General features: G+C 45.5%; 20 protein-coding genes and 1 riboswitch. Of the genes, 11 read left to right on the forward strand and 9 right to left on the reverse strand.

Going from position 1 to position 24,384, the window contains the following annotated elements; all coding sequences use genetic code 11:
• Positions 1 to 108: 108 nt before the first annotated feature.
• Together GZN30_RS01435 and GZN30_RS01440 are read right to left on the reverse strand one after the other, a co-directional pair.
• Complete coding sequence (locus tag GZN30_RS01435) at positions 109 to 1,452, reverse strand: MATE family efflux transporter (RefSeq protein WP_075650436.1); 1,344 nt, start codon at positions 1,450 to 1,452, stop codon at positions 109 to 111.
• 146 nt (positions 1,453 to 1,598) lie between these two features.
• Entirely contained in the window at positions 1,599 to 2,153 is a 555-nt protein-coding gene (locus tag GZN30_RS01440; protein ID WP_075650434.1) for a gamma-glutamylcyclotransferase family protein, read from the reverse strand.
• 254 nt (positions 2,154 to 2,407) lie between these two features.
• Here GZN30_RS01440 and GZN30_RS01445 point away from each other — a divergent pair, with 254 nt between their 5' ends.
• On the forward strand, positions 2,408 to 3,592 hold the full coding sequence (locus GZN30_RS01445) for an NnrS family protein (RefSeq protein ID WP_075650432.1): 1,185 nt from the start codon (positions 2,408 to 2,410) through the stop codon (positions 3,590 to 3,592).
• Positions 3,593 to 3,631: 39 nt separating this feature from the next.
• Here GZN30_RS01445 and mltC read toward each other — a convergent pair whose 3' ends face one another.
• From mltC to GZN30_RS01470, 5 genes are all read right to left on the reverse strand, one after another.
• A complete protein-coding gene (gene mltC / locus GZN30_RS01450; RefSeq protein ID WP_075650442.1) occupies positions 3,632 to 4,744 on the reverse strand; it encodes a membrane-bound lytic murein transglycosylase MltC in 1,113 nt (370 codons plus the stop codon).
• 145 nt (positions 4,745 to 4,889) lie between these two features.
• Positions 4,890 to 5,921 (reverse strand): 2,3,4,5-tetrahydropyridine-2,6-dicarboxylate N-succinyltransferase, encoded by a 1,032-nt coding sequence (dapD, locus tag GZN30_RS01455; protein WP_075650430.1) that lies wholly within the window; start codon positions 5,919 to 5,921, stop codon positions 4,890 to 4,892.
• 322 nt (positions 5,922 to 6,243) lie between these two features.
• A complete protein-coding gene (locus GZN30_RS01460; RefSeq protein WP_075650428.1) occupies positions 6,244 to 7,227 on the reverse strand; it encodes a GGGtGRT protein in 984 nt (327 codons plus the stop codon).
• A 23-nt stretch (positions 7,228 to 7,250) separates the two neighbouring features.
• Positions 7,251 to 7,943, reverse strand: coding sequence for an iron-sulfur cluster assembly scaffold protein (locus GZN30_RS01465; RefSeq protein WP_075650426.1), 693 nt, complete (start codon positions 7,941 to 7,943; stop codon positions 7,251 to 7,253).
• Between the two features lie 123 nt (positions 7,944 to 8,066).
• Positions 8,067 to 8,142: riboswitch (Fluoride riboswitch) on the reverse strand.
• Between the two features lie 256 nt (positions 8,143 to 8,398).
• Positions 8,399 to 9,007, reverse strand: a complete 609-nt coding sequence (locus tag GZN30_RS01470) for a peroxiredoxin C (protein WP_075650424.1) — start codon at positions 9,005 to 9,007, stop codon at positions 8,399 to 8,401.
• A 199-nt stretch (positions 9,008 to 9,206) separates the two neighbouring features.
• Between GZN30_RS01470 and GZN30_RS01475 the strand changes: the two genes are divergently transcribed.
• The 3 genes from GZN30_RS01475 (at position 9,207) to aceA (ending at position 13,836) form a co-directional block, all read left to right on the forward strand.
• Positions 9,207 to 10,112 (forward strand): hydrogen peroxide-inducible genes activator, encoded by a 906-nt coding sequence (locus GZN30_RS01475; RefSeq protein ID WP_075650422.1) that lies wholly within the window; start codon positions 9,207 to 9,209, stop codon positions 10,110 to 10,112.
• A gap of 658 nt (positions 10,113 to 10,770) precedes the next feature.
• Positions 10,771 to 12,408, forward strand: coding sequence for a malate synthase A (aceB, locus tag GZN30_RS01480; protein ID WP_075650420.1), 1,638 nt, complete (start codon positions 10,771 to 10,773; stop codon positions 12,406 to 12,408).
• 120 nt (positions 12,409 to 12,528) lie between these two features.
• Complete coding sequence (aceA, locus tag GZN30_RS01485) at positions 12,529 to 13,836, forward strand: isocitrate lyase (RefSeq protein ID WP_075650418.1); 1,308 nt, start codon at positions 12,529 to 12,531, stop codon at positions 13,834 to 13,836.
• 216 nt (positions 13,837 to 14,052) lie between these two features.
• Here the strand turns inward: aceA and GZN30_RS01490 are convergent, their stop codons facing one another.
• Both GZN30_RS01490 and GZN30_RS01495 read right to left on the reverse strand, forming a co-directional pair.
• Entirely contained in the window at positions 14,053 to 14,496 is a 444-nt protein-coding gene (locus tag GZN30_RS01490; protein ID WP_075650416.1) for a CBS domain-containing protein, read from the reverse strand.
• A gap of 231 nt (positions 14,497 to 14,727) precedes the next feature.
• Complete coding sequence (locus tag GZN30_RS01495) at positions 14,728 to 16,668, reverse strand: HAMP domain-containing methyl-accepting chemotaxis protein (RefSeq protein WP_075650414.1); 1,941 nt, start codon at positions 16,666 to 16,668, stop codon at positions 14,728 to 14,730.
• Positions 16,669 to 16,952: 284 nt separating this feature from the next.
• Here GZN30_RS01495 and queA point away from each other — a divergent pair, with 284 nt between their 5' ends.
• The 7 genes from queA to mepA all read left to right on the forward strand — a co-directional run bounded on the left by queA (position 16,953) and on the right by mepA (position 24,209).
• On the forward strand, positions 16,953 to 18,005 hold the full coding sequence (queA, locus tag GZN30_RS01500) for a tRNA preQ1(34) S-adenosylmethionine ribosyltransferase-isomerase QueA (RefSeq protein WP_075650412.1): 1,053 nt from the start codon (positions 16,953 to 16,955) through the stop codon (positions 18,003 to 18,005).
• Positions 18,006 to 18,357: 352 nt separating this feature from the next.
• Entirely contained in the window at positions 18,358 to 19,491 is a 1,134-nt protein-coding gene (gene tgt, locus GZN30_RS01505) for a tRNA guanosine(34) transglycosylase Tgt (protein ID WP_075650410.1), read from the forward strand.
• Between the two features lie 192 nt (positions 19,492 to 19,683).
• Complete coding sequence (yajC, locus tag GZN30_RS01510) at positions 19,684 to 20,010, forward strand: preprotein translocase subunit YajC (RefSeq protein WP_075650407.1); 327 nt, start codon at positions 19,684 to 19,686, stop codon at positions 20,008 to 20,010.
• A 20-nt stretch (positions 20,011 to 20,030) separates the two neighbouring features.
• Complete coding sequence (secD, locus tag GZN30_RS01515; RefSeq protein WP_075650405.1) at positions 20,031 to 21,887, forward strand: protein translocase subunit SecD; 1,857 nt, start codon at positions 20,031 to 20,033, stop codon at positions 21,885 to 21,887.
• Between the two features lie 14 nt (positions 21,888 to 21,901).
• On the forward strand, positions 21,902 to 22,849 hold the full coding sequence (gene secF, locus GZN30_RS01520) for a protein translocase subunit SecF (protein ID WP_075650403.1): 948 nt from the start codon (positions 21,902 to 21,904) through the stop codon (positions 22,847 to 22,849).
• A gap of 137 nt (positions 22,850 to 22,986) precedes the next feature.
• The gene (locus GZN30_RS01525; RefSeq protein WP_075650401.1) at positions 22,987 to 23,319 is read left to right on the forward strand and encodes a DUF1904 domain-containing protein; all 333 of its coding nucleotides are present in this window, start codon (positions 22,987 to 22,989) and stop codon (positions 23,317 to 23,319) included.
• Between the two features lie 11 nt (positions 23,320 to 23,330).
• Positions 23,331 to 24,209 carry a penicillin-insensitive murein endopeptidase gene (mepA, locus tag GZN30_RS01530; RefSeq protein WP_075650399.1) on the forward strand — a complete coding sequence of 293 codons (879 nt, stop codon included), beginning with the start codon at positions 23,331 to 23,333 and terminating at the stop codon, positions 24,207 to 24,209.
• The last annotated feature ends 175 nt before the right edge of the window (positions 24,210 to 24,384 follow it).

Below are 24,384 nucleotides of genomic sequence, written 5' to 3' on the forward strand. Positions count from 1 at the left end.
ATTATTTTAATGACAGTATTGTCAGGGGAATGTCATGAATCGAACGCTGTACAATTGATAGACATCACCCTTTTTCATATGATGAGAAACAGCATCTACACTGCTTGATCAGGTTAGCTGATAGCGTGTCCAGACTTTACTGCGCCAGCGTTTCGCCATGATCACACCGCGGAACCATTCATCCATGGCAATTGCCATCCATGCGCCGAAAACACCATAGCCCCAATGTACCCCAAGTAGATAACTGAAAACCACGCCAAGTCCCCACATGCTGACAATGCCCATTTTGACTGGGAACTGAATGTCACCCGCCGCTTTAAGCGCAGAGATAAAGATCAGGTTAAAGACACGCCCTGCTTCAAGAAGAATTGAACCTGCGATTAAGCTAGCCGTTAAGGCGGCAATCTCTGGCTGATCGGTAAATAGCGGTATGATCATATCGCTACACAGGAAGGTGGTGATGGTGACGATGTTGGTAACAATAAAACCGACAACAAAGTATTTTTGCACTCTCATCAAAATAGAATCTATCCAGCCACGTCCTATAAAGTAGCCCGCTTGAATTTGGCTGCCTTGCCCAACCGCAAGGGCAAAAGCAAAAGAGACGCGGGCAATGTTTTGTGCGTAAGTAAAGGCGGCCAGTGAGGCTGTGCCCATCTGCACCACAAAATAGATGATGGTTAACTGCGCGAGATTGTAGGACAGCATCTCACCCGCGTTCATCATGCCAATGCGCACGATACGTTGGTAAATCACTTTAGGAATAGCGCGCCACTCGGCAAAAGGTAGCGCAATTTCGGTGTTACGTAGCTTATAGCACAGCATCAGAGTACTGATCACTTGGCTGATAACCGTGGATATAGCCACGCCTTGTACGCCATACACAGGTAAACCAAAAGGTTGATAAAGTGCGACGTAGTTACCGGCAATGTTAAGTACGCCGGCGATTAAGTTAATCACCATTGGGGCTCGCGAGTAGCCATGACTGCGCAGTATTGTAGTGAGGACAATACCCATGGTGACGTTAAAGGTCATTGAGCCACTGATCAGTAGATACTCTTGTGCGTAGTTTTGTACTTGCAGCTCTAAACCGTAGTAAGGCAGTAAATAGTAAGCGGCACTAACAGCAAACAGGCTGAGGAAAACGCCAACCATAGCCGACATGATGATACTCGCAATCGCAACATGCGAGGATTCGGTATGGCGATCAGAACCATTGTACTGCGCAATTAAAATACCGGTACCACTACTCACCATTGATGAAATAATGATAAGGAAAAATGAGATTTGAGTGATCACACCTACCGCCGATACGGCTTTATCGGAGTAGCCACTTAACATGAATACGTCACTGGTATTAATTGCTGTACGTAGCATGATTTCGACAAAAAGTGGCCAAGTAAGCGCGAGGATGCTCATGCGCTTATCAATGGCATTAGGTAGTGATGACATTCGGTTTGCTCAGTGGATTAATAGAAATAGCCATATGAAATGGCGGGCTATTATATCGACGAAAATTTGAGCGTATAGGTTTTTTCTTATTTGATGGTAAAACGACCGCTAATTCAGCGATCGTAGAGAGATAAGATTAGCGAGAACTAGCAGGAAGCGAGCAACTTATCGATAACTGGATGGTGCTCACGTGTTACACCTGCAAGGTTGCCATATTTCGGCTGGTGGCGATCGTTTTCACGTGGGTGATGCCAGCCAATAGTGTGAGCAACAAACTGCTCAGCAAATTGCTCGGAGATTTCTAAGCATCCCGCCAATACAGTATCGACGTAAGTTTGCACGATAGGGCTGCGCTCACAAGGCGGCATGGCTTGGTCAGTCACATAAATCCAGACGCTATCACCGTTTGCAAGGGAGAGCTGGCTATCTAGTTTGTCATGTTCGATTTTGATGCGCTGGTAGCCACGTTCGCGGCGGTCAAACTCGACGAGTTGCTTATCATCGACTTGTAAAAGCACCCCGTTAACCAGACCATCACCTCGGGTGACAACGAGTGGTGCCAGAATATAACTGTCATCCACTTTCCCCCAATAACGGCATAACCCATGTGCGACGGCAGGAATCGCCTCTGAGGTTTGCCCAGTAAGCTGACGAGAAGCGGAGTTCATAAGGCTGCCATAGCCAAAAATATATTGCATCATACAGTTACTATTAAAGTTGAAACTGACGCCATACTACTGAGATTTAGCCAAGGAAACAAAGAGCATTGCGTTTAGGGTTATCACCCTTAGTTATATGTCATTATCACCTATTAATGTCATGTTGACTTATTTTTAATTCGGTCATTATGACATGATTGATTGGTGGCTTTTACTTAAGCTTATGATTATTAATGGTTTAAAAGTTGGCTTAATTCATGCTTTAAGACCTTAGCTACAATTATAGGAGTCTTAAAGTGCTCAACATTACCGACAAACGGGTAGAAGAAAAAATACCCGCAGTTTTACGCCTTGGTTTTCGTCCGTTTTTCTTGCTTGGGGCATTGTATGCCCTGATCGCGATTCCCGCTTGGATATGGATGTTTCATTCAGGTCAACCACAAGCTCTACAAGTGCCGGCATTGTGGTGGCATGTACACGAGATGTTATTTGGTTTTGCCATGGCTATCGTGGTCGGTTTTGTTCTGACCGCGGTACAAAACTGGACTGGAATTAACGGTAGCAAAAGTTATCGACTTTTAGCCATTGTGGTGCTCTGGGTGACACCGCGCTTGCTGCTCTGGACGCCCGCACCACTTTGGCTAATCTCTATTATCGATGCACTATTTTTGGCATTGGTTGCCTATGAAGTGGCGTGGCGAGTGATCAAAGCTAAAGGTTACCGTAACCTATTTTTTGTCCCTCTATTTGTGTTAGCGATTGTGGCGAATTTTGCCAGTTACGCTTGTGTCAAAGGTATGCCGCCATTTTCAGCCTCGGCAGTATGGCAGGCGATGTTATGGTGGTTTACGTTATTGCTCTCGATAATGGGTGGACGTGTGATCCCATTTTTTACCGCAAGGCGCTTTAATTTTGACAAACCTCAGCCCCAAATTTGGCTAGAGTGGGCGGCAAACTTACCTCTAGTTGCGCTGTTTTTGCTCAGTTTCTTTCCTTTGGCAATGGCGCAACTCGGTGGCTATTTAATGGTGTTGGCTGGTATTGCTCAATTGATTCGAGTGTTACGTTGGCAACCATGGAAAACGTTAAACGAGCCTCTCGTTTGGTCCTTGCACGCGGCTTATATCTGTATTCCATTAAGTTTATTGGCGCGTGGCTTGTGGCAAGATGCATTTGCTGCGCACAATATGATCCACCTATTTGCGATTGGTGCACTGAGTGGTTTGATATTGGCGATGATTGCTCGCGTCACAATGGGTCACACTGGTCGTAATATTTATCAAGGACCTAAGATGGGGCTGGCATTTGTAAGTTTGATAGCCGCGGCAATGGTGCGTAGTTTTGGGGTTGCCATGTTCCCTGCCCATATGATGCTGATGATTGATATCAGTGGTGCGCTATGGATACTGGCTTTCGCATTATTTATAGCCAAGTTCGGTTATATGCTGTTGACGCCGCGAGTGGATGGTCACCCTGGATAGCAACGAAAAAGGCTTGGTCGATGACCAAGCCTTTGTTTGTTATAGATTGCCCAAGTTAAAATCTTTTTGGAAATAGAGCACTTTTTGTAAGTATCGACGCGCTTCGCCCTTCGGGTGCTTAGTGGTTAAAGTGTCATACACTTGTCGTGGCGTAGAGCTGTTTAATTTCACCATTGCACGTTTACGGTCACTACTATCAAAGGCGGATAACACGCCGCCAGTGCCGCCGTTATAGGCTGAAATCATACTGAAATGCATCGAAGTTGGGTTTTTAACTTCTTTGAGGTAGCGATTTTTCAGGATGTAAAAGTACGCCGCGCCCGTATCAATGTTGTTGGCTGGATCAAACAGGTACTCCTTAGTTGGAATGCCAGGTTTGTTCTTCACCAAGTTAAATACATCCGCACCTGCGGTTTTCGGAATCACTTGCATCAAACCATATGCCCCAGCATGACTTACCGCGTAAGGGTTAAAGCTACTCTCAGTTTTAATAATTGAGTAGATAAGATCTTCAGACAAACCATAGCGGCGCGCGGCATCACGAATTAAGCCTGCGTATTGGTATTCGCGTTGCTCAAGGTGGTCGCTCACCATGTTAATCACTACATAGTGTGCTTGACCGCGTTTGATTGATTTAGTTTGTAGCGAGTTAGCCATTAAGTAATCGGCGTAGCGATTTGCGCGCCATTCCCACTCAATAGGCTTGCCTTCATGGTCCAAAACTTGACCAAGCAAGAAGGGCTTACCACGTAAAACAGCCTCTTTATCGCTAAACAGTTCTGCATGAGCTGGGTCTGCGGGCATGAGTAATGTTTGAACAATCGCTTTTTGTAGCTTCTGCTCAGGCTGATATTGAGAGATCGTCGAGACATAAATCTTACCGGTTTCAAAATCAATATGAGCACGGGTTGAGTAACCGTCTAAGTATTTTACGTAGCGATGTTTACCAGCTTCGACAAACTCATCTTCTCCCCAGCGCTCTTTCGCCAGTTTTGCCACATAGGCAAGCAACTGATTGATATTCTCTTGGTGAGAAGTTGACGGCGGCGTCACAACCGGTGGTGGAGTTGAAGGGCAGTAGCATGGCTCGGGTTCAGGTGCGACAGAGCAGCCACTAAGCAGTAAAAGTAGTAAATAAGTCAGTTTTTTCATGGTAATGATTAGGTTATCGCCAACGTTAAGCGGTTTGATAATAAGTAGCGAGAGGAAGTTGAGATAATTAATTGTTTTTATCGAAATAATAAAAATCCCCGCAAGCAAGGGCGGGGATTCTAATCTAATTTAACTGATGAGCAAATTAGTTGTTTTTGTGCAGTTCCGCGTTAAGTTCAACCGCGCTCTTGTTTGCCAAACATTCGATTTGACCAGTCACAGAGTTACGACGGAAAAGCAGATCTGAGACGTTGGCTAGATCGCGAGCTTTCACCACTTCAACTTCGTTGCCTTGTGCATCAAGCATACGTACTTTTGAACCAGCAGTAACATATAGACCAGATTCAATAGTACAGCGGTCACCCATTGGGAAGCCAAGACCTGCGTTTGCACCAAGTAGTGAGTTTTCACCGATAGAAACCACAACTTTACCGCCGCCAGATAGCGTACCCATGATAGAAGCGCCACCGCCGATATCAGAGCCATTACCAACGACTACACCCGCTGAAATACGACCTTCAACCATGCTCACGCCAGTAGTACCCGCATTGAAGTTGATAAAGCCTTCGTGCATAACAGTGGTGCCTTCACCCACGTGCGCGCCAAGACGAACGCGAGAAGTATCTGCAATACGCACGCCAGTTGGTACCACGTAGTCCACCATTTTAGGGAACTTATCGACACAATCTACGCTTAGTGCACGACCAGCAAGACGCGCTTCAATTTGGCGCTCTGCCAGTTCTGGTAGATCGATTGGACCTTCATTAGTCCATGCGATGTTGTGCAGTAGACCAAAGATACCATCTAGCACAGTACCGTGAGGTTTCACTAAACGGTTAGAGATCAGTTGTAGTTTAAGGAAGCCTTCAGCGACTGATTGAGGCTGCTCATCCGTAGCTAGGAAAACCAATACAAGTGGCTGTGCTGATTGTGCTGCTTTTGCTGCGAAAGAGGCGTTTGCTGCATCACCATTTGCTTCAAATGCAACAGCTAGCTCGGCACTTTGTGCTGCAGAGATTTCGATTGCTTGGTTACCTTGCTCGTAGCCGGCTACTGCTGCTAGCGCTTTAACAAGTTCAGCTGTTGGGTTAAGCACTGGGTTTGGAAAAAATGCCTCGATGATTTTGCCATCGCGGTTTTTAGTTGCAGTACCAAATGCTAGAGAAAAGAAAGCCATAGTAAATCTCCATGTGTTGAGTCTTTTTGGTTCTCGCCGATGCTTGGCAAGAACTTGGAATTTGTTGACAGTCATCATAATGAGACTGGTGAGCAGTTTAAAGAGGGGAAATGGAGAAAGTCCGTAGATGGATACCTTTTGTCTTTCTGTCGATATGTTTGTCTTATGAGAAATGTGTCGCTAAAGCCTGTGCTGACTGGTTTTTGAGCGAAATCAGCGCAAAGAGAGCAGGGAGTATAGCGGTAATAAAATAAGGGGAGGACTGAAGTCACTCCCCCTACACTGGGTTTGGTTAAAGCACACTCTTGACTGCTATCGTGACTTAAAGGCTTAGCTCACCTACCGCGACAGCTAAAGCCACCGTTGCGCCTACCATAGGATTGTTACCCATACCGATAAAGCCCATCATGGCTACGTGTGCCGGTACCGAAGAGCTGCCAGCAAATTGTGCGTCAGCGTGCATGCGCCCCATAGTATCAGTCATACCATAAGAAGCTGGACCTGCCGCAACGTTATCTGGGTGTAAAGTACGACCGGTACCACCGCCTGATGCTACTGAGAAGTAAGGTAGACCTGCGCGGTTACGTTCGGCTTTGTAGATACCGGCAACTGGGTGTTGAAAGCGTGTCGGATTGGTTGAGTTACCTGTGATACTCACGTCCACTTGCTCTTTGTGCATGATGGCAACGCCTTCACGTACATCATCAGCCCCATAGCAAAGTATCTCACCGCGCGGACCGTTGGAGAAACGGCGGCGTTCTACTTCGTGCAGCTCCCCAGTCTGATAGTCAAATTGAGTCCGCACATAAGTAAAACCGTTAATACGAGAAATCAGATAGGCTGCATCTTTACCCAAGCCGTTTAAGATCACTTTTAGGGGCGATTGGCGTGATTTATTGACGTTTAAGGCAATTTTAATTGCGCCTTCTGCTGCGGCAAAAGATTCATGACCGGCGAGAAATGCAAAACAACCACTTTGTTCATTTAAAAGTCGCGCGGCTAATGCACCGTGACCAATCCCCACTTGGCGCTGTTCAGCGACGCTGCCAGGTTTAGTGAACGCTTGAAGTCCTTCACCGATGATGTTCGCCGCTTGTTCGGCGGTTTGTGCCCCGCGGAAAATGGCTAATGCGGCCCCCAGCGTGTAGGCCTCAGCTGCACTTTCAAAAGCAATGGGCTGAGTGTCGAGTACTAGTGCTTTAGGGTCAATGCCGCGATCAGTACAGTATTGGTATGCCTCTTCAAGAGAAGAAAGCTGCATCTCGTTTAATGTGTGACGCACAGATTCAGTCATTGGAGTGTTCATAATCTCTTTCCTCTTGATGGCAATTATTGTTGGCGTGGGTTGATGGTGGTTACGGCTTCGTCAAAACGGCCGTAAGTGCCCGTAGCTTGAGCGGCTGCCTCTGCGGCAGGTGTCCCTTCATTAATGGCTTTCATCATTTTGCCGAGATTGAGATATTGGTAGCCAATCACTTCACGATTGTCATCCAGAGCTAATTGAGTCACATAGCCCTCTGCCAGCTCCATGTATCGCACTCCTTTTGCTTTGGTCGCATAGCTGGTCCCCACTTGGCTGCGCTGGGTTTGACCAAGATCTTCCAGTGCAGCGCCAATTTCTAAACCGCCTTCTGAGAACGCCGATTGGCTGCGACCATAAACAAATTGGAGGAAGATTTCGCGCATCGCGACGTTGATCGCATCACAGACAAGGTCGGTGTTTAGCGCTTCAAGGATGGTTTTACCTGTAAGGATTTCAGCGGCCATCGCGGCTGATTGGGTCATGCCTGAGCAGCCGATGGTTTCAATTAACGCTTCTTCAATGATGCCGTTTTTGACGTTTAAGGTGAGTTTTGCTGCCCCTTGTTGCGGAGCACAAGCCCCAACACCGTGGCTAAGACCAGATATGGCGATCACGTCTTTTGGGTTAATCATCGCGCCTTCAATTGGGATTGGCGCAGATGCATGAAGATCGCCGCGTTGGATCGGGCACATTGACTGAATTTCGTGTGAGTATTGCATAGTGTTTTCCCATTGAGAGTGTGAGAAAACAGGGGCAGGTTGGAGAAGAGTTGAATTGCTCACTACAGAACTCTCGCTTTTACAACATAGGCAAAAGCATTCCAACAGGGCTAACCTGTTTTCGTTTCTGTAGGAGTCATCAGCATTAAAAGCGGTTTGAATCGTTTGATTCCGGTGGCACCCCATCACCGTAGTCACATCATAGCGCTAGGAAAGTGTGATCGCCAACCGACTTTTTAGACTAAGTTGCACTATTAAAATCAATCAATATATCAATAGCAATATATGGAGGGTGACTAAAACAAAAAAGCCCAATGCGGTGCATTGGGCTTCTATTAAAGACTTTACTATTACTGATTGGCGCTGCGCTTTTTGCGCTTATGCTTTATTTTTGTCCAACCGATTACCCGTTGAGCGGGGGTAATAGTGAGCTAGTTATAGCTCGTGCCTGCTAATTACTTAGCTAGGTCAGATGAGTGCTCAGATAGGAACGCTGCAACACCTTTTGGTGATGCGTCCATACCTGCTTTACCTTCTTCCCATTGTGCTGGGCACACTTCACCGTGTTTTTGGTGGAAGTTTAGTGCGTCAACCATGCGTAGCATTTCGTCGATGTTACGACCTAGTGGTAGATCGTTCACTACTTGGTGACGTACTAGACCTTCTTCGTCGATTAGGAATGAACCACGGAACGCAACGCCAGCTTCTGGGTGCTCAACGTCGTAAGCTTTACAAATTTCGTGCTTAACGTCAGCAACTAGAGGGTATTTAACTTGACCGATACCGCCGTTTTCAACAGCAGTGTTACGCCATGCGTTGTGAGAGAACTGAGAATCGATAGACACACCGATTACTTCTACGCCTTTCGCTTGGAAGTCTTCAAGACGGTTGTCGAATGCGATCAGCTCTGATGGGCAAACGAAAGTGAAGTCTAGTGGGTAGAAGAAAACAACCGCTTTCTTACCTTTAGTGAATTCTGCAAAGTTGAAGTTATCAACGATTTCGCCGTTACCTAGAACAGCTGCTGCAGTAAAGTCAGGGGCTTGACGACCAACTAGTACCATTTTTTTGCTCCTAAATATTTGGTAAGTTCCAAACCTTTTTAATCAATTCTGGTTTGGTCCGTGTTTGTACGGGACAAACTATAGTACAGATTGTAGTATTGAAAAAAGCGAATTAAATAGATTAAGTTAATCGAAAAAAGCGATAAAATCGCAATTTGCTATTCTGATCACTGCCCGAGCAAGAGTTAACGATAAAACTATGAATAAATGGCCTAGTCTCAAGCAACTGCACTACTTGGTGACACTGCATGAAACCCGTCACTTTAGTGAGGCGGCGGAAAAATGCTTTGTCAGTCAATCCACCTTAAGTAAAGGTATTCAAAACCTTGAAGAGTTGATTGGTTGTCCTCTATATGAAAAGAAGGATAAAAAAAGCCCGCTAGTTTTTACTCACGCTGGTGAGCTGGTGGTACAGCAAGGGCGCGACTTGCTGGCGAAAGGTCAAGATTTAGTTGAGCTTGGACGTTTGTGCCAAGGTGGGGATATGGAAGGGCAACTTAAGGTTGGCTGTATTCCAACCATTGCGCCTTTTTTACTGTGTGATTTAGTGCAAGAAGTGAATAAACGCTTCCCAAGCTTAAATATGTTGCTTCGAGAAGACACCACCACCAACTTGCTGGCGGCTTTGCGTCATGGTGAGTTGGATGTCTTGATTCTTGCCTTACCTGTCGATATTGATGGAATGGAAAGTAAGATTGTTGGTAGCGATCCATTTCGCATGATCATTAGTCGCAATCAAGCCGAAGCGATTAAAGTGCCGATCCACTATGACGATCTGCCAGACGAGTTTGTCTTCTTATTAGAGAAGGAACATTGTTTGACAGAGCATGCCGTGTCCGCTTGCCAATTAACCGAAAAAGAGAAGATTAATCCATTCTCTGCGACCAGTTTACACACCTTAGTACAAATGGTGGCGAATGGCTTAGGCACGACCTTTATACCGCAAATGGCGATCGATCATGGTCTTATCGATAACCAAAACTTAGTGGTTGTCGACCCTCCAGGTCAGCAAGCTCACCGCCATATTGGATTGGTTTGGCGCCCAAGCTCGTCTCGTGTGAATACATTTACTCAATTGGCAGATGTGGTATCAGAGCTGCTGTAATCTCTCTTTGTGGCGAAAACTCATACTCAAGAACTAAATGAATCATTGTTAAAGTTGCTTTGAGAAGCTATCTAGCGATAAGTATTAGCCGTTATTGATGATGTTCACTATTAAAACGCACTCCATAGAGTGCGTTTTTTAGTATTAAATTCTGTTGGTGCAGTTTAACTTGTAAAATTTTACAGAAAAAAATTTTTGAAGCTTTCATGAAATAGTGAAATTTCACAGTGTGAATTTTACATTTGGCTATTTTCACACTGTTTGAAACTCGATTTAAAAGCAATCACAAGCTTCTGATTTTTAATCTCAATTTTGACTGGTTAGACATTTAAACGTTCGTTTGATTTATTTTTACAGTCTAAATTTCACTGAAATTAAATTACGTAACTCATTACATTTTTGTGCGCTAGGTAAGGGCTTTTATGCCCACCGCATAAAACTTCAAACTTCACTTCCCCTCTTTTTCTAGCAATCCTCCTGATGTAAGTTAATTAAAGGCTCGGTAAGACTTATGTCTAGATTGATTCCCCCTCTTTTTTGAGAGAGTCTAGAGCCTAAGAGCACAATCAAAGTTGTCTGGTAAAGTCGGAAATATAAATAGAAATGTCGTCCATAAGTTACAAATGTAATTGCGACAACGGATTTAAAGGAAGAAATCATGTTTGCTCAAACGCCTGATAAAACAACATCGACCAAGGAAGCCCAAGATTCCTTATCTCAATTGCAAACGACGGGTGAGCTGTCACAAGAGCAGCAAGCCGTTTTCCCAACAGAAGCGCAGACATTTTTAGCGCTGCTTTGTGAACGATTTGCCCCCCGTGTTGAAGAGTTACTCGTTGCACGTGAACAGAAACAGGCGAGCATTGATGCTGGCGAATTACCTGATTTCTTGCCAGAGACACAAGATATCCGTGAAGGCAGTTGGAAAATTTTAGGTATTCCATCTGACTTGCAAGATCGCCGCGTGGAGATCACCGGTCCAACAGACAGAAAGATGGTGATTAATGCTTTAAACGCTAACGTTAAAGTGTTTATGGCTGACTTTGAAGATTCAATGTCTCCCGCGTGGGACAAGGTATTGGATGGGCAAATTAACTTGCGTGATGCGGTACGAGGAACCATCAGTTATACCAATCCAGGTAACGGTAAACACTATGAACTGAAGCAAGATCCTGCGGTACTGATTTGTCGTGTGCGTGGTCTTCACCTTAAAGAAAAACACGTGACGTTTAATCATCAGATCATTCCAGGCGCTTTGTTCGACTTCGCGCTTTATTTCTACAACAACTACCAAGCATTATTGAAGAAAGGCAGTGGTCCTTATTTTTACATTCCTAAATTGCAGTCTCATCATGAGGCGAAATGGTGGAGTGACGTGTTCCACTTTACTGAAGACTACTTTGGTCTCAATACCGGCACAATTAAAGCGACTGTTTTGATTGAAACCCTACCGGCGGTATTTGAGATGGATGAAATTCTGTTCTCATTGAAAGAGCACATCGTCGGTCTGAATTGTGGACGCTGGGACTACATCTTTAGCTATATCAAAACATTGAAAAGACACCCAGATCGCGTGCTGCCGGATCGCCAAGTGGTGACTATGGATAAGCCTTTCCTCAATGCCTATTCGAGACTGCTGGTTAGAACTTGTCACAAGCGAGGTGCGTTTGCGATGGGCGGAATGGCGGCGTTCATTCCAGCTAAAGATCCAGTAGAGAACCAGCAGGTACTCGACAAAATTCATAACGATAAATCATTGGAAGCGAACAACGGTCATGATGGCACTTGGGTTGCTCATCCAGGTCTTGCCGACACTGCCATGGATGTATTTAGCAAGGTTCTGGGTGAGCGAACCAATCAGTTAGATGTCAGTCGCGCCGATGATGCGCCGATTACAGCGGAACAATTGTTAGAAGCATGCACGGGTGAGCGAACTGAGCAGGGGATGCGTCACAATATCCGAGTGGCACTTCAGTACATTGAAGCGTGGATCTCCGGAAATGGCTGCGTACCAATCTACGGCTTGATGGAAGATGCCGCGACAGCAGAGATTTCTCGTGCTTCGATTTGGCAATGGATTCAACACGGCAAAGATCTTGATAACGGACAGGTCGTGACGAAAGCACTGTTTGAGCAATATCTCAGTGAAGAAATTGAAGTGGTGAAACAAGAAGTCGGTGAAGCGCGTTTCCAAGCAGGGCGCTTCGCAGAGGCGGCAGAGTTAATGTCGCAACTGACCACCAGTGATGAATTAACTAATTTCTTAACCATTCCAGGTTATGACTATTTGGATTAGTTAAGAGGGTGATTACCTAATCAACAACCTACCTATAACGTGAAGGAATACTGGCGGAGAAGGATGTACCGCTAGCAAAGATAACAAAGCGCACTGCGCATAAATATGAGGGATAGACCAATGACATTAACTCGACGCCAACAAATTGAAGCTCTAGAGAAAGACTGGGCAACGAATCCACGCTGGAAAAATGTAAAACGTCCATACACTGCTGAAGAAGTGGTAGAGCTACGTGGCTCAATGGTGCCAGCTAACACCATCGCTCAACGTGGTGCCGATAAATTATGGTCACTGGTAAATGGTAGTGCGAAAAAAGGTTACGTAAACTGTCTTGGTGCACTAACGGGTGGTCAAGCGGTCCAACAAGCGAAAGCGGGTATTGAAGCTATTTACCTATCAGGCTGGCAGGTGGCTGCAGATAACAACACTGCGTCAACCATGTATCCAGACCAATCGCTATACCCTGTAGATTCAGTACCATCAGTGGTTAAGCGTATTAATAACTCATTCCGTCGTGCGGACCAAATTCAATGGGCAAATGGCAAGTCGCCAGAAGAAGGCGGCATCGATTACTTCCTGCCAATCGTGGCAGATGCAGAAGCCGGCTTTGGTGGTGTACTAAACGCTTACGAACTAATGAAGTCAATGATTGATGCCGGTGCGGCAGGCGTACACTTTGAAGACCAACTAGCGTCAGTGAAAAAGTGTGGTCACATGGGCGGTAAGGTACTAGTTCCAACTCAAGAAGCGGTTCAAAAACTGGTTGCGGCTCGTCTAGCTGCTGACGTATCAGGCACGACAACGCTAGTGATTGCACGTACTGATGCAAATGCGGCTGACCTACTGACGTCAGACTGCGACGCTTACGATAAAGACTTTATTGAAGGCGAGCGCACACAAGAAGGTTTCTACCGTGTACGTGCAGGTATTGACCAAGCAATCTCACGCGGTCTTGCTTACGCACCTTATGCAGACTTGATCTGGTGTGAAACGGCGACGCCTTGTCTGGAAGAAGCGCGTAAGTTTGCAGAAGCGATTCACGCTGAGTACCCAGACCAACTACTGGCGTATAACTGCTCACCTTCTTTCAACTGGGAGAAGAACCTAGATGCAGAAACCATCGCGAAATTCCAGCAAGAACTGGCGAACATGGGCTACAAGTACCAGTTCATCACGCTAGCGGGTATCCACAACATGTGGTTCAACATGTTTGAATTGGCACATGCTTACGCACAAGGCGAAGGTATGCGTCACTACGTTGAGAAAGTTCAACGTCCAGAATTCGAGGCAGCTGAGAAAGGTTATACTTTCGTTGCTCACCAACAAGAGGTGGGTACTGGTTACTTCGATAAGATGACGAACACCATCCAAGGTGGTAACTCATCGGTTACGGCTCTAACTGGTTCTACTGAAGAAGACCAGTTCTAGTCAAAGTAGTTGTTGCGGTTAAGTGATTGCTCGAGTCGGACGTACGCAGTCACTTAACAATGCAACTACTTCATTTCTGTTCCTATTTACACCCCTAGGAATATACCCAGTAATGTGGGTAGACACATTTTTTAGGCATAAATTTTGATGTTCTTTGAGCGGCTCGGGCCGCTCTTTTTTTGTTTATACGGTAGTTAAAGCGAAATTTATTAACGCTTAATCTTCGATTTCTTCCGGTTCTACTTCTTCTTGCAGTTCCAACAAATTGATGGCGATTGCGACAAAATCACTGTTGGTCATAATGCCAACTAAGCGACCTTTATCGACAATAGGCAAGCAACCCACTTTATGTTTTTGCATATAGATAGCGGTTTCTTTTAACCCCGCTTTCGGGCTGACGCTCATGACATTGGTGCGCATCACTTCGTACAGTGGGGTGCTTAAAGTGAACGACTGTTCATCGGTCTCTTTTTGTAAGCTAGAGTCCTGGGCAGCCAGTACGTCACGTTGAGTAATGATGCCGAGTAAGTGTCTATCACTATCAACGATTGGGATGTGTCGGATACCTAACGCTTCCATGGTGTGTTTGGCGTCGGAAAGGAGATGAGAGCGTAACAAGGTGTGCGGGTTACGGGTCATCATGTCTTCGACTTTTATCATGGTAACCTCCTTGGTTTTCTTGCGCAGATTGTTACCGCGTGAATGCAGGTAATTTGTTTAAACTCTGTACTAATTACTATAGGAGTAAATGGGGGAAGGTTTTGGGAGCTGAGCCGAGATTCTTAGTAAATTATCCTTAAAATTGGTAAGGAATTTTATCCACTGAGAGGTTGGGTTGAAATTGCCGTTAAAGTGAGGCGCTCACAACGGTGAGCGCCTAGATAAAATGGTTTAAAGTTTAAAGAAGTTGAGTAAATGTTTCTGCTGCGCCGCGAGAGTCGAAAGCTCTTCGCTTGCCTTCTGGCTTTCTTGCACCCCAGTCACATTCTGGTTAACGATTTCAAAGGTTAAGCTAACGTTCTGTGAGATATCTTGTGTGACACTCGACTGCTCTTCTGAAGCGGTCGCGACATGGGTATTCATATCGGAAATTTGTGTAACAGAATCCGCGATCGCAACAAACGACTCTCCCAGTTGCTGACTGAGCGAGCGCGAGTCTTCAGCCAGCATCACATTAGCAGACATAAACTTATTTGCTTCTTCCGCTTGAGCTTGTAGGCGCGAGATAATCTCTTGAATATCAACGGTCGATTGCTGAGTTTTTGCCGCCAACGAGCGTACTTCATCGGCGACGACTGCAAAGCCACGCCCTTGTTCACCCGCGCGCGCTGCTTCAATCGCTGCATTCAATGCGAGTAGGTTCGTTTGCTCGGAAATGGTGTTGATCACTTCAACCACGGTACCAATTTCAATTGAGTAATCACGCAGTTGGTTGACGATATTGGTCGTTTCTTCGATTGAGTGCTCGACTTTGCGTGACAGTTCCTCCGATGAGCGCAGTGCGGTTTGTCCGGTGACCACATTCTCTGTTGCACCAGAAGCGGCTTGCTCGGCAGAAGAGGCATTGTGGCTCACTTCGCTGGCGGTACTGGAAAGCTCATTGATAGCAGTAGCAATTTGCTCAATTTGACTCAGCTCTTGCTGGGCGTTGTTCTCGGTTTGCGTCATCACTGCCGCCAATTCGACAGAGGCGGATGAGACACTGTCAGAAATCGAATGAAACCCTTCAATAATACGGCGTAGTTCAGCGCGCATTTCGAGAATATTGGCGTAAATACCACTTTCTTTACCCGTGATTGCAATCTCGCTTGAGAGATCCCCTTTTGATACTTGTTGCACCAATTGTTGGATATCACTCGGCTCGCCACCGACGACACGATTGATATTGCGGAAAATAAAAATCGCCACACCAAGCGCGATCACAATGGCAACCGTTGATAACCAAAGAATAATACTTTGAGCGCTATTGAGCTGTTCAACCATGTTAGGACCCACGGTATCTTGCTCTTGCTTCGCAGACAGTTTGATATTTTCAATCGACTGGGCGGCTTGGGCACCAATCACATCCAATTTTTGGGTAATGACCTGATTGCGTTTAGAGATTGTGGCAACGATATCGTTGAACGCTTGTTCGTAGGCAATAAAAGCAGTGCGGTAAGAGGCGAATTGTGCGCGTTGCTGAGAAGTCTGTAAAAAGGATTTTAGTGCTTGAGCGCGTAACTTGATGTGAGCAAACTCTTGCTGTGTTGCTTGAGCATCGCTGTCGCTATTATTGACTAGGTACTTAATGGCATTGATCCGGGCGGTCAATACACTTTCTTGTAGTTCACTGGTGTAAAGCGCTTGTTCGATATCACCAGCTTGGTGCGCTGCGCTCATCATGGAAGATAAAACTTCACGCATGGTCATGCCATTTGGATCGAGCTGTTGGTTCACCAACGCATTACGGTGTTTGATTAGTTCAACAACTTGCTCAAAGGCACTCTGATAGTCGCGAATTTGCTGCCTTAGGGCATTGAATTCACGGTTGTGAGCATCACTCAGTTCGAGGTGGGTGATTTGTTCAACTAATGATGCGGTTGACTCAATACGACTATGGAAGGTGTCTAAGTCATTGCTGTGTTGATCTTTTATGTATTTATTGACGGCTAAGCGGGCGTCAAGCAGGTTAGCTTGAATCTGCCCACTGTTCACACTAGCTCGAGCTAGGTTACGATAGGTATTAAACCCTTGGTCAGTCTCACTGAAGCGAAATATAGAAATAGCACTAGTCACGAGAAGCAATAGTATGATGCATCCAAAACCATACGTAAGTTGCTGCTTTAATGTCATATTGATTATCCACCTTTAATAACATGATTGGTTACTGAGTATTTGTTTTTTTTATCGTTATTATTATTTTTATTAATAGTGGTAATAGTTTGTTACAAATAGGGTGGAAGTACCACGGTTTTCCGGTTTTATTTTCGCTGGTTTGACCAAAGTGCAAATTTTTATCTTCAGATCAAATTTGATTACAACATCTATTCTTGCTATTGCGCTTGGGCGACATATACTAGTCGGCTGCGAAAAGCTTCGTGACACCTATTGTTAACTCGACTTAAGACACCAAAGACATGCAAGTATCTGATTTCCATTTCGACCTTCCTGATGAATTGATCGCACGTTACCCACAACCGGAACGTACTGCGAGTCGCTTACTCCAACTTGACGGTAACAGCGGTGCATTGGTGGATGGTACATTTACCGATGTTTTGAACCATATTGAGTCGGGCGATCTTGTGGTATTCAACAATACTCGCGTGATCCCAGCGCGTATGTTTGGTCGCAAAGAGTCAGGCGGTAAACTAGAAGTGTTGGTCGAGCGCATGCTAGATGAGAAGAGCATCCTTGCTCATGTTCGCTGCTCAAAATCGCCAAAGCCGGGTTCTACTATTCTACTCGGTGAGAACGATGAGTTTTCGGCACAGATGGTAGCTCGTCACGATGCACTATTCGAATTGAAATTTAATGCTGAGCAAACCGTTCTAGAGATTCTAGAGCAGATTGGTCACATGCCACTGCCGCCATACATCGATCGTCCTGATGAAGATGCGGATAAAGAGCGCTACCAAACGGTTTATAACCAAAAACCAGGTGCGGTTGCCGCTCCAACGGCAGGCTTACACTTTGATGAAGTGTTACTAGAAAAAATTAAAGCGAAGGGTGCTGAACTGGCATACGTGACGCTGCATGTGGGTGCGGGTACTTTCCAACCAGTGAAAGTCGACAATATCCATGATCACCACATGCACGCTGAATACGTTGAAGTGACACAAGACGTGGTTGACGCGATTAACGCGACTAAAGCACGCGGTGGTCGAGTGATTGCGGTGGGTACAACGTCAGTACGCTCTCTAGAAAGTGCTGCGCAAGACGCCGTGAAAAAAGGCACTGAACTCGTACCATTTTTCGGTGATACCGAAATTTTCATTTTCCCAGGTTATGAATACCAGCTGGTGGACTGCTTGATCACTAACTTCCACCTGCCAGAATCTACGCTCATCATGCTTGTGAGTGCGTTTGCTGGTTATGAGAACACGATGAATGCGTACAAGCATGCGGTAGAGAATAATTACCGCTTCTTCTCATACGGTGATTCTATGTTTATTAAGAAAAAGACAAGCTAACGTTACTTTGCACATCAACCTGCTATCAGGTTGATTGAAGCAGATAAAAGTAAAACAGAGATTTCTGACATCTCGTTGCTCGATTCAGGAATGACAAAAGCGTTATTTATAGTGGGTGGCAGCATATAATGTTGCCGTCACTCAGAGTGAAATAATCTCAAACTTTGTCATTCCCTAGAGTGAGGAACGAACAAGTAGGGAATCTCTTTGTCTTAAAAGTTTACGAGTGCTAGCAGTAGGCTAGGGGTGAAAAGGCAACTTTTCATATCTCGCAAGGAATATGCGACCGCTCCTTTATGGGCTTGTATGCCCGAGATCAAAGTCAGACTGTTTCTCTGACATTGGAGGCTTCGTGAAGTTAAAATTTGATTTAAAAAAGACCAACGGCAATGCACGTCGTGGTCAGCTAACGTTTGAACGCGGCACAGTTCAAACTCCAGCTTTCATGCCTGTTGGTACTTACGGTACGGTTAAAGGTATGACTCCGGAAGAAGTGAAAGATACTGGTGCAGAAATCCTGCTAGGTAACACTTTCCACCTATGGCTACGTCCTGGTCAAGAAGTGATGAAAATGCACGGTGACCTGCATGATTTCATGAACTGGCAAGGTCCTATCCTGACTGACTCAGGCGGCTTCCAAGTATTCAGCCTTGGTGACATCCGTAAAATCACTGAAGAGGGTGTGCATTTCCGTAACCCAGTAAACGGTGACAAGATTTTCATGGACGCAGAAAAGTCGATGGAAATCCAAAAAGACCTAGGTTCTGACATCGTAATGATCTTTGACGAGTGTACGCCATACCCAGCGACGCACGATGAAGCGAAGAAATCGATGGAAATGTCATTGCGCTGGGCGCAACGCTCACGCGATCACTTTGACAAGCTAGACAACCAGAACAACCTATTCGGTATCGTTCAAGGTGGTGTATACGAAGACTTGCGTGATGTATCGGTTAAAGGTCTGACTGAAATCGGCTTTGACGGTTACGCTGTTGGCGGTCTAGCAGTAGGCGAACCGAAAGAAGACATGCACCGCGTGCTTGAGCACACTTGTCCACAACTTCCAACTGACAAACCTCGTTACCTAATGGGTGTTGGCAAACCGGAAGATTTAGTAGAAGGTGTACGTCGCGGTATCGACATGTTCGACTGTGTAATGCCAACGCGTAACGCACGTAACGGTCACCTATTTGTGACTGGTGGTGTGATCAAGATCCGTAATGCGACACATAAAACCGATACAACACCATTAGATCCGCACTGTGACTGTTACACTTGTAAGAACTACTCTAAGTCGTACTTACATCACTTAGATCGTTGTAACGAAATCCTAGGTGCGCGTCTGAATACCATCCATAACTTGCGTTACTACCAACGCTTGATGGAAAGCATTCGCAGTGCGATTGATGAAGATCGCTTCGACCAGTTTGTTGAAGAGTTCTACGCACGTCGTAACCGCGAAGTGCCGCCACTAGGCAAACAGTAAACAAATTTAAGCCTTAGGTTTCGCCTAAGGCTTTTATTAATGGCTGGTCTGTAAAGTAACAACCAGCCTAACAAATGAGCAAAAGCTCGATATTTTTGAGAGTGCGATCTCTAATAGCGATCAGCACGCTTGAATATAACCAGCCAAAGCCCAATTTGTTGGATAATCAAAAATATAATAGAGGATATTTTCATGTTTATTTCTCAGGCTCACGCAGCAGCAGAAGCACCAGCAGGTGGCGGTTTCGAAATGATTATCATGCTAGCGATGTTCGCGGTGATCTTCTACTTCATGATCTACCGTCCACAAGCTAAGCGCGTTAAGGAACACAAAACCCTAATGTCTTCGATGGGCAAAGGTGATGAAGTACTAACTAACGGTGGTCTAGTGGGTAAAATCACGAAAATCGCTGAAGACAACGACTACATCACTATCGAGCTAAACGCGAACAACGAAGTTGTTATCAAGAAAGACTTCGTATCAGCAGTGCTACCAAAGGGTACACTGAAATCTCTATAGACAGCTAAAGGATCCTCGCTGTGCTAAACCGTTATCCGTTATGGAAGTACTTGATGGTGATGTTTACCATCGCTATCGCTGCATTGTATGCACTTCCTAATATCTACGGTGAAGATCCGGCAATTCAAGTTACAGGGGCGCGTGGCGCCTCTGTAGATATGGCTACGCTGGATTCTGTCACTCAAGCTCTTGATAAACAGAGCCTCTCATTTAAATCCATTGCTTTAGAGAATGGATCGATTCTTGTTCGTTTCAACGACACCGATACCCAAATCAGTGCGCGCGACATTATTAGTGAAGCCCTCGATAAAGATACTATTGTGGCGCTTAACCTTGCTCCGGCAACACCAACTTGGCTCGAAGCAATTGGTGCTTCACCAATGAAACTAGGTCTTGACCTACGTGGTGGTGTTCACTTCTTAATGGAAGTGGATATGGACGCGGCAATGGAAAAACTGGTCGGTCAGCAAGAAGAAGCTTTCCGTAGTGAACTACGTGAAGATAAGATCCGTTATCGTGCAATTCGCCCATCAGGTAAAGACGCTGTAGAAGTGCTACTTCGTAATGAAGAGCAGTTAGCAGAAGCGAAAGCCCTGTTGGAGAAGAACCATCCTGATATGGTGTTTACGGATTCAGACGCAAATAGTCGTTTCTCTTTGATCGCTTCGTTCACTGAGCAGCGTCTAACTGAAATTCGTAACTATGCCGTTGAACAGAACATTACCATTCTTCGTAACCGCGTAAACGAACTCGGTGTTGCTGAACCATTGGTTCAACGCCAAGGTGCTAGCCGTATTGTGGTTGAGCTACCGGGTGTACAAGACACTGCGCGTGCAAAAGAGATCCTTGGTGCTACTGCAACGCTAGAGTTCCGTGAAGTGGACTCAAAAGCTGATCTTGCAGCTGCGGCTAATGGTCGTGCACCAGCAGGCTCTGAAATCAAGTTCGATACTGACGGTCGTCCCGTTGTTCTGAAAAAACGTGTCATTCTAAGCGGTGCGAGCATCACAGATGCAAGCTCAAGTGTCGATGAGTACGGTCGCCCACAAGTTAACATCACGCTAGATAGCGAAGGTGGTAACAAGATGTCGGCATTCTCGAAAAAGAATATCGGTCAGCTAATGGCAACGGTATTTGCTGAATACAAAGACAGCGGTCGTAAGACAGCTGAAGGCAAAGTTATCCTGTCTAAGCACGAAGAAGTGATTAACCAAGCGACGATTCAATCGGCACTTGGTCGTAACTTCCGTATCACTGGTATTGATTCAGCAGCAGAAGCGCACAACTTAGCGTTACTACTTCGTGCTGGTGCCCTAATTGCGCCAATCTCGATTGTTGAAGAGCGTACGATTGGTCCATCAATGGGTCAACAAAACATTGATATGGGTATCCAAGCGTGTATTTGGGGTATGGTGGCAGTAATGCTGTTTACCGTAGTCTACTACCGTAAGTTTGGTCTGATTGCTAACTTGGCATTGATGTCTAACCTCGTACTGATCATTGGTATTATGTCGATGATTCCAGGGGCGACAATGACGCTACCAGGCATTGCTGGTATTGTTCTAACGGTCGGTATGGCGGTCGATGCCAATGTACTGATCTTTGAGCGGATACGTGAAGAGTTGCTTGAAGGTCGCTCGCCGCAACAAGCAATCCACCAAGGTTATGCTAACGCGTTTAGTACCATTGCCGATGCCAACATCACTACACTAATGACAGCGATTATTCTGTTTGCGGTAGGTACAGGTGCGGTTAAAGGTTTCGCTGTTACATTATCAATTGGTATTTTGACCTCAATGTTTACCGCTATTATTGGTACCCGCTGTGTGGTTAACCTACTGTATGGTGGCAAACGCATTGATAAATTGTCGATCTAAGGCTAGGAATTAATATGTTTCAGATTCTAAAAGCAGAAAAAACGATCGGCTTTTTACGTTGGTCAAAGTTCGCCTTTATGTTCTCTTTGTTGATGATCGGTGCGTCAATCTACACTCTTTCAACTAACTGGTTGAATTGGGGGCTAGATTTTACCGGCGGTACATTGATTGAAGTTGGCTTTGAACAGCCAGCTCAGTTAGATGAAATCCGCACATCGCTTGAAGCGAACGGTTTTGGCGATGCGATTGTACAAAACTTTGGTAGTGCACGTGATGTCATGGTGCGCTTAAGCCCACGTGAAGATGTTTCAGGTGAGACTTTAGGCAACCAAATCATTTCGGCAATCAAAGATGGCACAGGCAAAGAAGTTGAGATGCGCCGCATCGAGTTCGTCGGTCCTAACGTAGGTGACGAACTGACTGAAGCGGGCGGTCTAGCGATTTTGGTATCGCTGATCTGTATCTTGATCTACGTATCGGTACGTTTTGAATGGCGTCTTGCTGCGGGTGCGGTACTTGCACTGGCGCACGATATCATCATTACGTTGGGTGTCTTCTCAATCATGAAGATTGAGGTTGATCTAACTATCGTAGCTGCTTTGCTGACGGTAGTGGGTTACTCACTCAACGATACCATCGTAGTATTTGACCGGATTCGTGAGAACTTCCGTCGTATGCGTAAAGGTGGTCCTGCTGAAATTATTGATAGCGCGATCACTCAAACCTTAAGCCGTACATTAATCACCTCAGGTACCACGCTGTTCGTAGTAATCGCGTTGTTTACTCAAGGTGGTGCAATGATTCATGGTTTCGCGACGGCGCTGTTACTTGGTATCACGGTTGGTACATACTCTTCTATCTATGTGGCTTCGGCACTAGCATGGAAGCTGGGTATTACTAAAGAACACTTAATGCCACCTCAAGTTGAAAAAGAGGGTGCAGAGTTCGATGAGATGCCATAACGCATAAAAAGAGTTAAAAGCCGCTGTCATCAGCGGCTTTTTTGTTTGCTTTGCGAGCCTTGCTCAATGTTGAGCATGCCGTGGGTAAGCGAAACAAGTATGATAGTTGCACCATAACCATAATTAGGAAGCAAAAGATGCCACATTTTCGTTTTAGAGCAGTTGAACCACAAACGGTACAAACACTGTCAAAACCTCTGATTGATGAACTACAAGAGATCATGGGCTCTCCTCGTGAAGACTTCACTTTTGAGTATGTCTACACTACGTTTTACCATGAAGGTGAAGTAAACCCAGCTTACCCATTTGTCGAAGTGCTTTGGTTCGACCGTGGTCAAGAGAAACAAGATGCGGTGGCGAAGATCATTACTGATCAAGTTCGCGGTATCATGGGACAAGACGTGAATGTCGCGGTTATCTTCACTGCGCTTAATCCAAGTGCTTACTACGATAACGCAGTACATTACTAAGAGGTGAAGCAATGAAAACGACATGGATAGTTATTTTAGCTTGCTTGTGGTCGTTTTCATTATCCGCTTCTCCTTGGGAGTCATTTGCTAAACCCAATCGACTCACTCCAGAAGCCATTGGTAGTTATGCCAATGGCTGCCTGCTTGGCGCTCAAGCACTGCCTTTAAATGGCTATGGTTACCAAGTATTGCGTAGTCAAAACAAGCGTTACTACGGTCACCCTAACACCATTGCCTACATTGAGCGTTTATCTGCAAAAGCGCGCAAAGATCTGCGTACCCATCTTTTGATCGGTGATATGTCGCTACCGCAAGGTGGGCGATTCTCTTCTGGACACACAAGCCATCAAACCGGTCTGGATATCGACATTTGGTTTCGCTTAGCAGACACCAAACTCTCGGCGAACCAACTCAAACTACCAAAGCCGAAAACCTTGGTTGATATGTCGGCATACAAGATCAGTTCTACGAACTGGGACAATCGTCATTTTCGCTTGGTTAAAATGGCGGCTCAGGATGAAGAAGTGGCGCGAATTTTTGTTCATCCGGTGATCAAAGAGAAATTGTGCAGTTTAGAGGGGGCGAATCGCACATGGCTGCGTAAAGTCAGACCATGGTGGGGGCATAACTACCATATGCACGTGCGCTTAAAATGTCCGCAAGATGACGCGAGTTGTGTTGACCAAAAACCACCACCGAAGGGGGATGGGTGTGGTGCAGAAGTTGCCAGCTGGAAACCGAAACCAAAGCACAACGTCAAAACCTATCGAGGCTCAAAAGATAGCACTAAAGTTGAGGAAAAAGAGCCAGTAGTGATTGCCAAGGCAAAGCCAAAACCAAAAAAAATCCTACCTTTACAATGTGCACAGCTTATTGATCAAACTAGATAAATATCCTGTTAAGCGCCATCGAATAACTCAGATATGATGATATTTGACCGATATTGGCTGGAGAATCATCTCATACTCACCTAGATTTAAAAGGTCTAAGGATTGATATGTATCTAGATGCGTTAACTGAAGGTTCCAACAGTGAGGCAGATACTCATCCTGATTGAAGTCGCAT

It is taken from the genome of Vibrio ponticus (genome assembly GCF_009938225.1).
Lineage (GTDB): Bacteria > Pseudomonadota > Gammaproteobacteria > Enterobacterales > Vibrionaceae > Vibrio > Vibrio ponticus.

What these genes read in the sequence shown, in the direction of transcription:
- GZN30_RS01490 (WP_075650416.1), bottom strand. Translation starts at nt 14,496, where the DNA reads ATGATAAAAGTCGAAGACATGATGACCCGTAACCCGCACACCTTGTTA.
- queA (WP_075650412.1), top strand. Translation starts at nt 16,953, where the DNA reads ATGCAAGTATCTGATTTCCATTTCGACCTTCCTGATGAATTGATCGCA.
- GZN30_RS01465 (WP_075650426.1), bottom strand. Translation starts at nt 7,943, where the DNA reads ATGCAATACTCACACGAAATTCAGTCAATGTGCCCGATCCAACGCGGC.
- yajC (WP_075650407.1), top strand. Translation starts at nt 19,684, where the DNA reads ATGTTTATTTCTCAGGCTCACGCAGCAGCAGAAGCACCAGCAGGTGGC.
- GZN30_RS01525 (WP_075650401.1), top strand. Translation starts at nt 22,987, where the DNA reads ATGCCACATTTTCGTTTTAGAGCAGTTGAACCACAAACGGTACAAACA.
- GZN30_RS01495 (WP_075650414.1), bottom strand. Translation starts at nt 16,668, where the DNA reads ATGACATTAAAGCAGCAACTTACGTATGGTTTTGGATGCATCATACTA.
- GZN30_RS01440 (WP_075650434.1), bottom strand. Translation starts at nt 2,153, where the DNA reads ATGATGCAATATATTTTTGGCTATGGCAGCCTTATGAACTCCGCTTCT.
- dapD (WP_075650430.1), bottom strand. Translation starts at nt 5,921, where the DNA reads ATGGCTTTCTTTTCTCTAGCATTTGGTACTGCAACTAAAAACCGCGAT.
- aceB (WP_075650420.1), top strand. Translation starts at nt 10,771, where the DNA reads ATGTTTGCTCAAACGCCTGATAAAACAACATCGACCAAGGAAGCCCAA.
- GZN30_RS01470 (WP_075650424.1), bottom strand. Translation starts at nt 9,007, where the DNA reads ATGGTACTAGTTGGTCGTCAAGCCCCTGACTTTACTGCAGCAGCTGTT.
- mltC (WP_075650442.1), bottom strand. Translation starts at nt 4,744, where the DNA reads ATGAAAAAACTGACTTATTTACTACTTTTACTGCTTAGTGGCTGCTCT.
- GZN30_RS01435 (WP_075650436.1), bottom strand. Translation starts at nt 1,452, where the DNA reads ATGTCATCACTACCTAATGCCATTGATAAGCGCATGAGCATCCTCGCG.
- secF (WP_075650403.1), top strand. Translation starts at nt 21,902, where the DNA reads ATGTTTCAGATTCTAAAAGCAGAAAAAACGATCGGCTTTTTACGTTGG.
- aceA (WP_075650418.1), top strand. Translation starts at nt 12,529, where the DNA reads ATGACATTAACTCGACGCCAACAAATTGAAGCTCTAGAGAAAGACTGG.
- GZN30_RS01475 (WP_075650422.1), top strand. Translation starts at nt 9,207, where the DNA reads ATGAATAAATGGCCTAGTCTCAAGCAACTGCACTACTTGGTGACACTG.
- GZN30_RS01460 (WP_075650428.1), bottom strand. Translation starts at nt 7,227, where the DNA reads ATGAACACTCCAATGACTGAATCTGTGCGTCACACATTAAACGAGATG.
- mepA (WP_075650399.1), top strand. Translation starts at nt 23,331, where the DNA reads ATGAAAACGACATGGATAGTTATTTTAGCTTGCTTGTGGTCGTTTTCA.